At 38.7% G+C, this 12,928-nt stretch carries 12 protein-coding genes; all 12 read left to right on the forward strand.

What is annotated here, in order from left to right; all coding sequences use genetic code 11:
• Nucleotides 1–35 precede the first annotated feature (35 nt).
• The 12 genes from truB to dapA all read left to right on the forward strand — a co-directional run bounded on the left by truB (nt 36) and on the right by dapA (nt 12,779).
• Nucleotides 36–956, forward strand: a complete 921-nt coding sequence (gene truB / locus SFC47_RS02855) for a tRNA pseudouridine(55) synthase TruB (RefSeq protein ID WP_411252742.1) — start codon at nt 36–38, stop codon at nt 954–956.
• Nucleotides 957–989: 33 nt separating this feature from the next.
• Complete coding sequence (gene ribF / locus SFC47_RS02860; protein ID WP_411252743.1) at nt 990–1,961, forward strand: bifunctional riboflavin kinase/FAD synthetase; 972 nt, start codon at nt 990–992, stop codon at nt 1,959–1,961.
• Between the two features lie 140 nt (nt 1,962–2,101).
• Entirely contained in the window at nt 2,102–2,371 is a 270-nt protein-coding gene (rpsO, locus tag SFC47_RS02865; protein ID WP_045515183.1) for a 30S ribosomal protein S15, read from the forward strand.
• Nucleotides 2,372–2,598: 227 nt separating this feature from the next.
• Entirely contained in the window at nt 2,599–4,725 is a 2,127-nt protein-coding gene (gene pnp, locus SFC47_RS02870) for a polyribonucleotide nucleotidyltransferase (RefSeq protein WP_411252744.1), read from the forward strand.
• A gap of 264 nt (nt 4,726–4,989) precedes the next feature.
• Entirely contained in the window at nt 4,990–5,937 is a 948-nt protein-coding gene (locus SFC47_RS02875; protein WP_411252745.1) for a polysaccharide deacetylase family protein, read from the forward strand.
• Between the two features lie 70 nt (nt 5,938–6,007).
• Entirely contained in the window at nt 6,008–7,246 is a 1,239-nt protein-coding gene (locus SFC47_RS02880; protein ID WP_411252746.1) for a M16 family metallopeptidase, read from the forward strand.
• Nucleotides 7,247–7,389: 143 nt separating this feature from the next.
• Nucleotides 7,390–7,644 (forward strand): YlmC/YmxH family sporulation protein, encoded by a 255-nt coding sequence (locus tag SFC47_RS02885; protein ID WP_411252747.1) that lies wholly within the window; start codon nt 7,390–7,392, stop codon nt 7,642–7,644.
• 162 nt (nt 7,645–7,806) lie between these two features.
• Nucleotides 7,807–8,709, forward strand: a complete 903-nt coding sequence (gene dpaA / locus SFC47_RS02890; RefSeq protein WP_411252748.1) for a dipicolinic acid synthetase subunit A — start codon at nt 7,807–7,809, stop codon at nt 8,707–8,709.
• Complete coding sequence (gene dpaB / locus SFC47_RS02895; RefSeq protein WP_411252749.1) at nt 8,706–9,305, forward strand: dipicolinate synthase subunit B; 600 nt, start codon at nt 8,706–8,708, stop codon at nt 9,303–9,305. Before dpaA ends, dpaB begins: the two co-directional genes overlap by 4 nt.
• Nucleotides 9,306–9,491: 186 nt before the next feature.
• Nucleotides 9,492–10,544: an aspartate-semialdehyde dehydrogenase gene (asd, locus tag SFC47_RS02900; RefSeq protein ID WP_411252750.1), complete on the forward strand. Its 1,053-nt coding sequence runs from the start codon at nt 9,492–9,494 to the stop codon at nt 10,542–10,544.
• Nucleotides 10,545–10,582: 38 nt separating this feature from the next.
• Complete coding sequence (dapG, locus tag SFC47_RS02905; protein WP_411252751.1) at nt 10,583–11,827, forward strand: aspartate kinase; 1,245 nt, start codon at nt 10,583–10,585, stop codon at nt 11,825–11,827.
• Between the two features lie 85 nt (nt 11,828–11,912).
• Nucleotides 11,913–12,779, forward strand: coding sequence for a 4-hydroxy-tetrahydrodipicolinate synthase (dapA, locus tag SFC47_RS02910; protein WP_411252752.1), 867 nt, complete (start codon nt 11,913–11,915; stop codon nt 12,777–12,779).
• Nucleotides 12,780–12,928: the final 149 nt, after the last annotated feature.

The raw sequence follows: 12,928 nt of genomic DNA on the forward strand, positions 1-12,928 counted from the left end.
TTTTTTCGATACAAAATAGAATTGGAGTGACCTAGGTGGAAGGAATCTTACCTTTATATAAACCGGCAGGGCTGACGTCGCATGATTGTGTATTTAGATTAAGAAAAATCCTAAAAACAAAAAAAGTGGGTCATACAGGAACACTTGATCCAGATGTGACGGGAGTGCTTCCTATTTGTATAGGGAAGGCAACAAAAGTAGCTGAGTACATAACGGACGCAGGAAAAAGTTATGAAGGGGAAGTAACCCTGGGTTATTCCACTACAACCGAAGATGCATCAGGAGAAAAAGTTGAAGAGAAAAAAGTAGCAGATACTTTCAGTAGAAAAGAAATACTGAATGTTCTCGAATCATTTAAAGGTGAAATAGAGCAAACTCCTCCAATGTACTCTGCGGTAAAAGTAAATGGAACAAGGCTTTACGAATATGCTCGTAAAGGGATCGAAGTGGAACGGCCAACGAGAAAGGTAACAATTTATACGATTGAGCTGCTTGATAACAGAGAAGAATTTACAGGAGAAACTATTTCTTTTCGATTTAGAGTTAGCTGCAGTAAGGGAACCTATATTAGGACTTTAGCAGTAATGATTGGCGAAAGACTTGGATATCCTGCACATATGTCAAATCTAATTAGGGTCCAATCAGCAGCATTTACTATTGATGATTGCCTAACGTTTGAACAAATTGAAAAATTAATGGAAACAGGGACTATTTCAACGTGTTTAAGACCATTAGAAATGGCACTTTCTCATTTGCCGAAATACATAATAAATGATAAAGTAGCAGAGAAAGTGAAAAATGGTGCACTTTTACCCATACCAGATTATTTAATAAATAGTAACGGACCTATTATCGCTCAAACGGAAGAAGGAAGTGCTCTTGCCATTTATTCGGTACATCCGAACAAACTAGGGCTCTTAAAACCAGTTAAAGTTTTGCGTAATGATCAAGGTTAAAAAAGGTTACTGTTGAGAAAAGGTGAGTTTCAATTGGAAGTTATAAAGCTTACATTCCCATTAAATATAGATAAAACTAAAATACCCCCGTTATCCATGGCACTTGGTTATTTTGATGGTGTTCATCTTGGTCATCAAAAGGTTATACTTGAAGCCAAAAAACAAGCACATCAACAAGGACTTCACTCTGCGGTTATGACCTTCGACCCTCACCCATCTGTAGTCCTAGGGAAAAGTGACAAACATGTGCAATACATAACACCCTTAGCCGAGAAAATTAAAATTGTTGAGGAGTTAGGCATTGATTATCTTTTCATTGTCCATTTTACAACAGAATTTGCTAACCTGCTTCCGCAAGAATTTATCGATCAATATGTAATTGACTTAAATGTAAAACACGTGGTTGCAGGATTTGATTACTCATACGGTCGTATGGGGAAGGGAACAATGGAGGTCTTGCCTTTTCATTCAAGAGAAATGTTTACTTTTACCATTGTTGAAAAATTGACCAGAGGAAATGAAAAAGTAAGTTCAACACGAATTCGTCAATATATAAGGGATGGAAAAACAGCAGAGCTGCCAGAATTACTAGGAAGATTTTATAAGACGGCCGGTATGGTTGTCCATGGAGATAAAAGAGGCAGAACAATTGGATTTCCAACCGCAAATGTCGAAACACATGATGAATATATAGTACCCCCGCTGGGCGTTTATGCTGTGAAAATCAAGATAGGGAATGAATGGTACGAAGGCGTATGTAATGTAGGATACAAACCTACTTTTAATAAGGAAGCACTAAGAGTATCAGTCGAAGTTCACGTGTTTGACTTTAACAATGATATTTATGGTGAGCATGTTATAGTTGAATGGCATCAATACCTGCGTAAAGAACAAAAGTTCTCCGGAATCGAAGAACTCGTTACACAAATTGAAAAAGACAAACAGAATGCTCTTGAGTACTTTAATAAAATCGACAAACATTTACTAGATAATTGCGAAAAATAGCCTTTTCTTAGGTTAGAACTTGCTTTTTGCCGTGAAACGTTGTATTCTTATTAACGTACTAAAAATAACCTTTGCTTGGCAAGTCGAGTCACCGACGCTTGCTCAGTAACAGGGGATAGTAAAATTAGGAGGTGAATAGGATGGCAATCACACAAGAACGTAAAAACGAACTTATCGCTGAGTACAAAACTCATGATAACGACACTGGATCTGCAGAGGTTCAAATCGCTGTCCTTACTGAATCAATCAACAATTTGAATGAGCACTTACGTACTCATAAGAAGGACCACCACTCACGTCGCGGTCTGTTGAAAATGGTTGGTAAGCGTCGTAATCTTTTAACGTACCTACGTAACAAAGATGTTCAACGTTACCGTGTATTAATCAATAAGCTTGGACTTCGTCGATAATCAAAAGAAGCGGGATTTTTCCCGCTTTTTTGTTAGGTTAAAAAAAGATATCATAAGAACAGCAGGAAAATCTTATATACATATTTTAAGTCGCGAAAATTTGTGCATACTATTAGTATATTTGTATTGATAACATAAGCGTAATACGCTTTTTTTATATTAGATGATTAGAGCGAAATGATTTCGCATTATCCTCTAAAGTGATTTGGATAGAGAGGGGTAAGAAAATGGAACAAACGAAACATGAGTATTCCATGGATTGGGCTGGACGTAAATTAACCGTTGAGATTGGACAACTTGCCAAACAAGCAAATGGGGCAGTAATGGTCCGTTATGGAGATACGGCAGTTTTAAGTACAGCTACAGCTTCAAAAGAACCAAAAAACTTAGACTTTTTTCCATTAACATGTAACTATGAAGAACGATTATATGCGGTGGGGAAAATTCCTGGAGGTTTTATTAAACGGGAAGGCCGTCCAAGTGAAAAGGCCATTTTGGCCAGCCGCTTAATTGACCGTCCAATTCGTCCGCTTTTTGCTGAGGGCTTCCGAAATGATGTCCAAGTAATCAGCATTGTTATGAGTGTGGATCAGGATTGTTCTTCTGAGATGGCAGCGATGTTTGGTTCTTCTTTGGCACTTTGTACATCTGACATCCCATTCGAGGGGCCAATTGCTGGTGTTATTGTTGGAAGAGTTGACGGTAAGTTTGTAATTAATCCAACGGTAGAACAAGCTGAAAAAAGCGACATACATTTAACCGTTGCAGGAACGAAAGATGCGATTAACATGGTTGAGGCTGGCGCAGATGAGGTTTCTGAAGAGGTTATGTTGGAAGCTATTATGTATGGTCATGAAGAAATCAAACGTCTCATTGAATTCCAAGAAAAAATTACAGCTGAAGCTGGTAAGGTAAAAAGAGAAGTTATTCTTTATGAACTTGATAAAGATTTAGAAGCTGAAGTTAGAGAAATGTGTGAAGCCGATATGGTGGCAGCCATTCAGGTGCAAGAAAAGCATGCTCGAGAAGATGCCATTAAAGAAGTGAAAAATCGAGTTGTGGCTAAGTTTGAAGAGAATGAAGCAACAGATGATGACTTAAAGCAGGTAAAACAAATTCTAGATAAAATTGTTAAAGGTGAAGTCCGCCGTTTAATAACAGTTGAGAAAGTACGTCCAGATGGCCGGAAAATCGATGAAATTCGTCCGTTATCTTCGCAGGTAGGGATTCTGCCGCGTACACATGGTTCAGGTTTGTTTACACGTGGACAAACTCAAGCATTAAGTATTTGTACTTTAGGTGCAATGGGAGATGTTCAAATCCTAGATGGTTTAGGTATTGAGGAAGAAAAACGTTTTATGCATCATTATAACTTCCCATTATTTAGTGTTGGAGAAACTGGACCAATTCGTGGACCTGGCCGCCGTGAAATTGGACATGGCGCTCTTGGCGAACGGGCATTAGAACCCATCGTACCATCTGAAAAGGATTTTCCGTATACCATTCGTCTTGTATCTGAGGTACTTGAATCAAACGGTTCAACCTCTCAAGCAAGTATTTGTGCTAGTACCTTAGCAATGATGGACGCTGGTGTTCCAATTAAAGCTCCAGTTGCAGGGATTGCAATGGGACTTGTAAAATCAGGTGAATATTATACTGTTTTATCCGATATTCAAGGTATGGAAGACCACCTCGGTGATATGGATTTCAAAGTTGCTGGAACAGCCAAGGGAGTAACAGCCCTGCAAATGGATATTAAGATTAAAGGTCTTTCACGTGAAATTCTTGAAGAAGCATTGCAACAGGCGAAAAAAGGAAGAATGCATATCCTTGATTCAATGCTAGCTACAATTGCTGAGCCTAGAACTGAGCTTTCTCAATTTGCACCAAAAATCTTAACGATGAAAATTAACCCAGATAAAATCCGAGATGTTATTGGACCAAGCGGTAAGCAAATCAATAAAATTATTGAGGAAACTGGTGTTAAGATTGATATTGAACAGGATGGCACAGTATTTATTGCCTCCACTGATCAAGCAATGAATCAAAAAGCGAAGAAGATCATTGAAGACATTGTCCGCGAGGTGGAAGTCGGTCAAATGTATCTTGGTAAAGTCAAACGTATAGAGAAATTCGGTGCATTTGTCGAAATTTTCGCTGGCAAAGATGGACTTGTCCATATTTCTGAATTGGCAGAAGAACGAGTTGGAAAGGTCGAGGATGTTCTGGCCATTGGAGATGAAATTTTAGTTAAGGTTACTGAAATTGATAAGCAAGGTCGAGTAAACTTATCACGTAAGGCAATCTTAAAAGAACAACGCGAGAAAGCTGAAAAAGCGGAAGAAAAACAATAAGGCTGTCTCGCTAACAGTGATAGTTGGTCAGGGGGAACCCTGACCTTTTCCATGTTAGTGTCACCCCTGAACAGGCGCTTCCGCTTTTAGTTCTATCTAGCTCCAGCGCCTAGGGGCTCGGGTCATAAGCCAATCCGTCAAGAAGGTTAAAGGGCAACCTTCATGCCGGCTTGTCTTATGCCTGTCACCCCTGAACAGGCGCTTCCGCTTTTAGTTCTACCTTGTCCCCTTCATTCATATAGTTTGTATGAAGGGGGAAGGTAAATGAAGAAGTTAAGTATGGCCGTTTTCTTATTACTCGCTGCATGGTTTTCTGTGAACAATCCTCTTGTACATACATATGTTGCTTCACTAAAAGGAAACGTGCTAACTGTAGGAAAAGAAGAAGATCCTCTATATCAAAGTATTATTAAAAATGCTTCTACATATGAAATACCGCCTTCCAATGCAAAGATTGATGAAGTATGGAAGGCGATTCCAGGCTATAACGGGACAACTGTCGATATTGAAGCTTCATATAAGAACATGAAGAAAAATGGTACATTCAATGAAAAGAAATTAGTTTTTAAACAAACTGAACCATCCATACATCTTAGCGATTTAGCTCCAACTCCCATTTATCGGGGGCATCCTGACAAACCGATGGTCAGCTTTATAATAAATGTAGCTTGGGGAAATGAATATTTGCCTGAAATGCTTGCAGCTCTTAAAAAACATCAAGTTAAAGCAAGTTTTTTCCTTGAGGGAAGATGGGTAAAGAATAATCCTGAATTAGCGAAAATGATCGTGAGCGCCGGTCATGAGGTTGGGAATCACTCCTATACACATCCTGACATGAAGAGAATCACAGCAGCGCAGACAAGGGAGCAATTACTTAAAACAAATGAAGTAATTGAAGCCGCAACGGGTAAAAAGAGCACATGGTTTGCGCCTCCTAGCGGCAGTTACCGGGACGAAACGGTTACAATTGCTTCTGAATTCAAGATGAAGACAGTTATGTGGACAGTAGATACTATAGACTGGCAAAAGCCATCACCAGATGTACTAATCCATCGTGTAACCTCAAAGATTAGTAATGGTTCAATGGTACTTATGCACCCGACAGAATCTACTGCAAAATCATTAGACCGTCTTATAACACTGATTGAAGAAAAAGGTCTAAAAATAGGTACGGTAAGTGAATTAATGAGTGAAGAAAGAATTATGAAATAAATTTCACTTAGTATCCAGATAATAAAGGAAAAAGCTAAAGTTTCTGCTTTCTATAGACAGGAGGATTTTGATGATTAACAAATATTCTTGCAAAAATGGAGTAAGAATTGTATTAGAAAATATTCCAACAGTGAGATCTGTGGCAATTGGAGTCTGGATTGGCACTGGTTCAAGAAATGAAGATCCCCAAACGAATGGTATTTCGCACTTTTTAGAGCATATGTTTTTTAAAGGTACAAAAACACGCTCTGCGAAAGAAATAGCTGAATCCTTTGATAGTATTGGCGGCCAAGTGAATGCTTTTACCTCTAAGGAATACACCTGCTACTATGCGAAAGTACTGGATACTCATGCCCAATTTGCATTAGATGTATTAGCCGATATGTTCTTTAATTCCACTTTTGTTGAAGAAGAATTAAATAAAGAAAGAAATGTCGTGTTAGAAGAAATTAAAATGTATGATGATACTCCAGATGATATTGTCCATGATTTACTCAGCCGGGCTATTTATGGAGATCATCCGCTTGGGTACCCAATTTTAGGTACAGAAGAAACATTAAATACATTTACAAGCTCAACCCTAAAAGATTACATCCATAACCGCTACACACCAGAAAATGTAGTTATTTCAATTGCTGGGAATGTTTCAGATAAATTTATCTTAGAGGTAGAAAAGTATTTTGGCTCCTATGAGGGTGGAAATAGCGCAACACAAGAAAATATTCCAGTCTTTCAATCCAACCGCTTATCACGGAAAAAAGAAACAGAACAAGCTCATCTTTGTCTAGGTTTTGAAGGTTTAAAGATTGGACATGAAGATGTCTACAGCTTAATCATATTAAATAATATATTAGGCGGCAGTATGAGCAGCCGATTGTTCCAAGAAGTTCGAGAGCAGCGAGGCTTAGCTTATTCAGTCTTCTCTTATCATTCTGCTTATCATGATAATGGAGTTGTGACTGTTTACGGTGGTACAGGGGCAAAGCAGCTTGATGTGTTATTTGAAACCATTCAAGAAACACTTGGAAAATTAAAACAAGATGGAATTACTGAAAAAGAATTAAATAATAGTAAAGAACAGTTAAAAGGAAGTTTGATGTTAGGCTTAGAAAGTACGAATAGCAGAATGAGCCGGAACGGAAAAAATGAGCTTCTCTTAAGGCGTCACCGATCTCTGGATGAAATTATTGAGCAAATTGATTCAGTCACAAAACAAAGTGTAGATGGGATGGCTACATCTGTATTCACTGATAAATACTCGGTTTCATTAATTAGTCCTGATGGAGAATTACCCAAAACCTTAATCTAAAAGAAAGAAACAGTTCACTCTAGAACTGTTTTTTTCTTTTCGTTCTGGCTAGGGGCGTCTAGTACCATCCACTTTTGTTAGTCTAATTTAGGACTTCCATCGATAAACTTATAGTAAAGAGTTAGAGAGAGGAGTTCATAATAATGAGGTTAAGTGAACTAAGTGGAAAAGAAATAGTGGATGTGAAGAAGGCTGAGCGGTTGGGAGTTCTGGGGCAGACTGATCTTGAAATCAATGAGAGTACCGGGCAAATACAAGCCTTGCTGATACCGTCTGTAAAGTGGTTTGGATTTAGAAAACAAGGCGGAGAAATTAGAGTGCCATGGCAGCATATAAAAAAGATAGGAAGTGATATGATCATCATAGATGTACATGAGGAAGAAAAGGTTGAAGAGTAACGTTTAGGGTAAAAAGCCCAAGCAAAAAAAAATTTGCTTGGGCTTTTTTTTTTACTGTAAAAGGAAAACTCACAGATTCATTCACTCTTACATAAGATGTTGAAGTGATAAGAAGAAAAAGACTTCTGCTTGGATTTTTAAAAAAAGAAGGTGAATGATTTCATGCTGACAGGGATGCAGATAGCCGTGATCGGTGGAGATGCAAGACAGCTGGAAATTATCCGGAAGTTAACCGAGTTAGATGCCAGATTATCTTTAATTGGCTTCGAGCAGCTTGACCACGCATTCACAGGCGCTGTGAAGGAAAAGTTGGATGAAGTCGATTTTTCAAATATGGATGCCTTAATCTTACCGGTACCCGGTACAAATTTAGAAGGGCATGTTGAAACAATCTTTTCGAATGAAAAGGTAATATTAACAGCCGAAATGTTATTGAAAACACCTGAACATTGTACCATTTACTCCGGAATTAGTAATGCTTATCTAAACGGCATTACGACGGAAGCAAATCGTCCGCTTATACAGCTTTTTGAAAGGGACGACGTGGCCATTTACAATTCAATTCCGACAGTTGAAGGTACAATTATGATGGCCATCCAGCATACTGATTTCACGATTCATGGCTCAAATATTACGGTATTAGGCTTAGGAAGAGTTGGGATGAGTGTGGCAAGAACGTTCCATGCACTGGGTGCAAAAATTAAAGTTGGTGCTAGGAAAACTGAGCATCTTGCAAGAATTACGGAAATGGGTTTAACACCATTTCATTTAAACGAAGTAGAACAACAGGTAAAGGATACCGATATCCTCATCAATACAATCCCATTATTAATAGTAACTGCATCAGTTATTTCCAAAATGCCAGCTCATACGTTGATTATTGATTTAGCCTCGAAACCAGGTGGAACAGATTTTAGGTATGCGGAAAAACGAGGTATCAAAGCCCTGCTTGCGCCAGGGCTGCCTGGAATTGTCGCGCCAAAAACAGCTGGTCAAATATTAGCCAATGTTCTGGCCCAATTGCTTCAAGATGATTTAGGTAAGCGAAAGGGGAAAATAAAATGAGTTTAAAAGGAAAAAAAATAGGCTTTGGTTTAACAGGATCTCATTGTACGTATGACGCAGTATTTCCAGAAATTGAAAAACTGGTTCAGGCAGGCGCTGAGGTTTTACCAGTCGTTACTTTTACCGTTAAAAACACAGAAACCCGCTTCGGTAAAGGTGAGGATTGGATTCAACGAATAGAGGACCTTACTGGCAATAGAGCGATAGATTCAATCGTTAAAGCAGAGCCTTTAGGACCGAAAATACCTTTAGACTGTATGGTTATTGCCCCATTAACAGGTGTTTCAATGAGTAAATTTGCAAATGCAATGAACGATAGTCCAGTGTTGATGGCTGCAAAAGCAACATTAAGAAACTTAAAACCCGTCGTACTAGGAATTTCTACCAATGATGCATTGGGCTTAAACGGAGTTAACTTAATGAGATTAATGGCTACAAAAAACATTTATTTTATCCCATATGGTCAAGATGACCCGGTAAAGAAACCTAATTCAATGGTAGCAAGAATGCCTATGTTAATGGAAACCGTTGAAGCAGCTATAGAAGGCAGGCAAATTCAACCTGTTTTGGTGGAAAGATATAGGGATGCAGACTAATTCTTACTCCTTTCGTCAAATATGGTTATTTCTTTTAAGGAATATGTTAATATATTAATAATTCAATCATCAGTGGGACCAAGTATCTCACTGATGAGAATTTATATTAATCTTTTCTGATTTCTACACCATCGAAACAGAAATGACCAATCATTATAGATGAAAGATTGAGAGGAGCACTAGAATATGAAGCAATCAAATGGTTATCATGTGGCTGTAGTAGGAGCAACAGGAGCAGTTGGTCAACAAATGATCCAAACTTTAGTGAATCAAAAATTCCCTATTGGACAATTAACTTTACTATCTTCTGCTCGTTCTGCAGGTAAAAAAGTTACGATTGACGGTGTCGAGCATACAATTCAGGAAGCGAAGCCTGAAAGCTTTAAAGGGGTCGATATTGCATTGTTCAGTGCGGGCGGGAGTATATCAAAAGAACTTGCTCCCGAAGCAGTAAAACACGGTGCAATTGTCGTAGATAACACAAGTGCATTTAGAATGGATCAAGATATTCCTCTTGTTGTTCCAGAAGTTAATGAAGATGACCTGCACAATCATAATGGTATTATTGCAAATCCGAATTGTTCTACCATCCAAATGGTCGTAGCACTAGAACCTATTCGACAAAAATATGGTCTAAAAAAGGTGATTGTTTCTACCTATCAAGCAGTTTCTGGTGCAGGGGCTGTTGCTATTGAAGAGTTACAAAATCAAACAAAAGCTATTATTAATGGTGAGACAATCGAACCTAAGATTTTACCTGTTAAAGGTGACAAGAACCATTATCAGATTGCATTTAATGCAATCCCGCAAATTGATATGTTCACAGAAAATGGCTATACCTATGAAGAAATGAAAATGATCAATGAAACCAAAAAGATTATGCATTTACCAGAGTTGTCTGTTGCCGCAACTTGTGTAAGATTACCTGTTGCAGTGGGTCACTCAGAATCTGTCTACTTTGAAATTGAAGCAGACAATGTCAGTGCCAATGAAATCAAAGATTTATTAAGATCAGCACCAGGTGTTGTTTTACAAGATGACCCAGAGAATCAAGTATATCCAATGCCAGCAAATTGTGTAGGCAGCAATGATGTGTTCGTAGGCCGGATTCGTAACGATTTAGATGAGACTCGTGGGTTCCATATGTGGGTCGTTTCTGATAACTTACTAAAGGGTGCTGCCTGGAATTCAGTTCAAATTGCAGAAAGCTTAATTAAGCTTGGATTAATCAAAGAATAAAAATAATGGTTTGATAATAAAGGCAGGTTTTTATGTCTATGAAAATAATAGTTCAAAAATTTGGCGGGACATCTGTCAGGGATGAAGCAGGCAGAAAACATGCAAAAAAACATATCGAAAAAGCCTTAGCTGATGGATATAAGGTTGTAGTAGTAGTATCTGCTATGGGGAGAAAGGGTGACCCCTATGCAACAGATACACTTCTATCATTAATTGGGGGAAACGACAGCAAGGTTACAAAACGTGAACATGACCTGCTGTTATCCTGCGGCGAAATTATTTCTAGTGTTGTTTTTGCCAATATGCTGAAAGACAATGGCATCAATGCTATGGCTTTGACAGGTGCTCAAGCAGGATTTCGAACAAATAATGATCATGCACAAGCAAAGATTATAGAGATGAAATGTGATCGATTATTAAGAGAGTTAGAACAAACTGATGTGGTTGTGGTTGCTGGATTTCAGGGTGCTGCCAAGAACGGAGACGTCACGACAATTGGACGAGGTGGCAGTGATACTTCCGCAGCGGCCTTAGGGGCCGCACTAAATGCAGAATGGATTGATATTTTTACCGACGTAGAAGGCATTATGACAGCCGACCCTAGAATCGCTGATAATGCTAGGCGTCTATCTGTGGTTACCTATACGGAGCTTTGTAACATGGCTTATCAGGGTGCAAAGGTTATTCATCCAAGAGCCGTTGAAATTGCTATGCAGTCAAAGGTTCCCATTCGAATTCGCTCCACATACTCGGATAATTTAGGTACATTGGTAACTTCTATTTCAAGAGATTCCCGCGGCAGTGATATTAAAGAAAGAACCGTCACAGGGATCGCACATGTTTCCAATGTAACCCAAATTAAAGTTTTTGCAAAAAAAGACCAATACTATTTACAATCAGAAGTTTTTAAAGCAATGGCAAATGAGAAAATTAGTGTGGATTTCATCAATATTTCCCCTAATGGTGTGGTTTACACCGTTACGGATGAAACGACTGAAAGAGCAATAAAAGTCTTAAAAGAAATAGGTCATGAACCTGTTGTAGAGCGTCATTGTGCAAAGGTATCTGTGGTTGGAGCCGGGATTGCAGGAGTACCGGGTGTTACTTCTAAAATTGTAACAGCTCTTTCTGAAAATGGAATTCGGATTCTTCAGTCCGCTGATAGCCACACAACCATCTGGGTACTAGTTAAACAAGACGACTTGAGTAAATCCGTGAATGCATTGCATGATGCCTTTCATCTTGAAGAAGAAACACTTGAAACAAAACTTACGGATATCTAATATAATATAGGAAACGATTATGGCAGTTTGAAAAGGTAATTGCCATTGTCGCACCTGGATATCGTAACCCGAGAGGAGTAGGATAATGGTTCATTTTGGGCGGGTTTCAACAGCCATGGTTACACCTTTTGATAAAAAAGGACATATTGATTTTCAGAAGACCACTCAATTAGTCAATTATCTAATAGAACATGGTACAGATTCCCTTGTTGTAGCAGGTACAACAGGGGAATCGCCAACCCTTTCTAAGGAAGAAAAGCTGGCTTTATTTGATCATGTGGTAAAGGTAGTTAAAAAAAGAATACCAGTTATTGCAGGAACAGGCAGTAATAATACCTATGCATCGGTGGAACTAACAAAAAGAGCAGAACAGCTTGGGGTGGATGGGATTATGGTAGTGGCTCCCTACTATAATAAACCCAATCAAGAAGGCTTATATCAACACTTCAAATCTGTTGCTGAAGCCACCTCTCTGCCTGTCATGGTATATAATATCCCTGGGAGGGCATCAGTCAATATTCACCCTGATACAATTATTAGGCTTTCAAAAATTTCAAATATTGTGGCTGTAAAAGAAGCAAGCGGGGATTTAAATGCAATGACACACATTATTGCGAATACCGATCATGACTTCGAGCTATACAGCGGTGATGACGGGATAACCATTCCTGTTATGGCAATCGGCGGGGTAGGGGTTGTTTCTGTAGCCTCTCATGTAATTGGGAACGAAATGCAAGAGATGGTGAAAGCTTTTTTAGAGGGAGACAATGTAAAAGCGGCAAAGCTGCACCAGCAGCTGCTTCCAATTATGCAGGGACTTTTTGCTGCACCAAGCCCTGCCCCTGTTAAAACGGCACTTCAAGTAAAAGGGCTGGATGTAGGATCAGTTAGACTGCCGCTTGTTCCATTAACGGAACAAGAAAGGTCAGTATTAACTAAATTACTCTTATAATTTTACAAAAATGCCAATCGAAAACATGCGGTTGGCATTTTTTATCGATCTTTTGTAATTCACTTATTTCCTCCAAAGGGTAAAACAACTAAATTTGGTTGTAAAGGTTTTCATATATCAAGTATAATAATCGTAACTGATTTCGATCG

This window comes from Neobacillus niacini (assembly GCF_046591715.1).
Lineage (GTDB): Bacteria > Bacillota > Bacilli > Bacillales > Cytobacillaceae > Neobacillus > Neobacillus niacini_L.

Bases quoted from the DNA above. Each gene is read 5' to 3' on its own strand.
- SFC47_RS02880 (WP_411252746.1), top strand. From the start codon at position 6,008: ATGATTAACAAATATTCTTGCAAAAATGGAGTAAGAATTGTATTAGAA.
- dapA (WP_411252752.1), top strand. From the start codon at position 11,913: ATGGTTCATTTTGGGCGGGTTTCAACAGCCATGGTTACACCTTTTGAT.
- SFC47_RS02885 (WP_411252747.1), top strand. From the start codon at position 7,390: ATGAGGTTAAGTGAACTAAGTGGAAAAGAAATAGTGGATGTGAAGAAG.
- rpsO (WP_045515183.1), top strand. From the start codon at position 2,102: ATGGCAATCACACAAGAACGTAAAAACGAACTTATCGCTGAGTACAAA.
- dapG (WP_411252751.1), top strand. From the start codon at position 10,583: ATGAAAATAATAGTTCAAAAATTTGGCGGGACATCTGTCAGGGATGAA.
- SFC47_RS02875 (WP_411252745.1), top strand. From the start codon at position 4,990: ATGAAGAAGTTAAGTATGGCCGTTTTCTTATTACTCGCTGCATGGTTT.
- pnp (WP_411252744.1), top strand. From the start codon at position 2,599: ATGGAACAAACGAAACATGAGTATTCCATGGATTGGGCTGGACGTAAA.
- asd (WP_411252750.1), top strand. From the start codon at position 9,492: ATGAAGCAATCAAATGGTTATCATGTGGCTGTAGTAGGAGCAACAGGA.
- dpaA (WP_411252748.1), top strand. From the start codon at position 7,807: ATGCTGACAGGGATGCAGATAGCCGTGATCGGTGGAGATGCAAGACAG.
- dpaB (WP_411252749.1), top strand. From the start codon at position 8,706: ATGAGTTTAAAAGGAAAAAAAATAGGCTTTGGTTTAACAGGATCTCAT.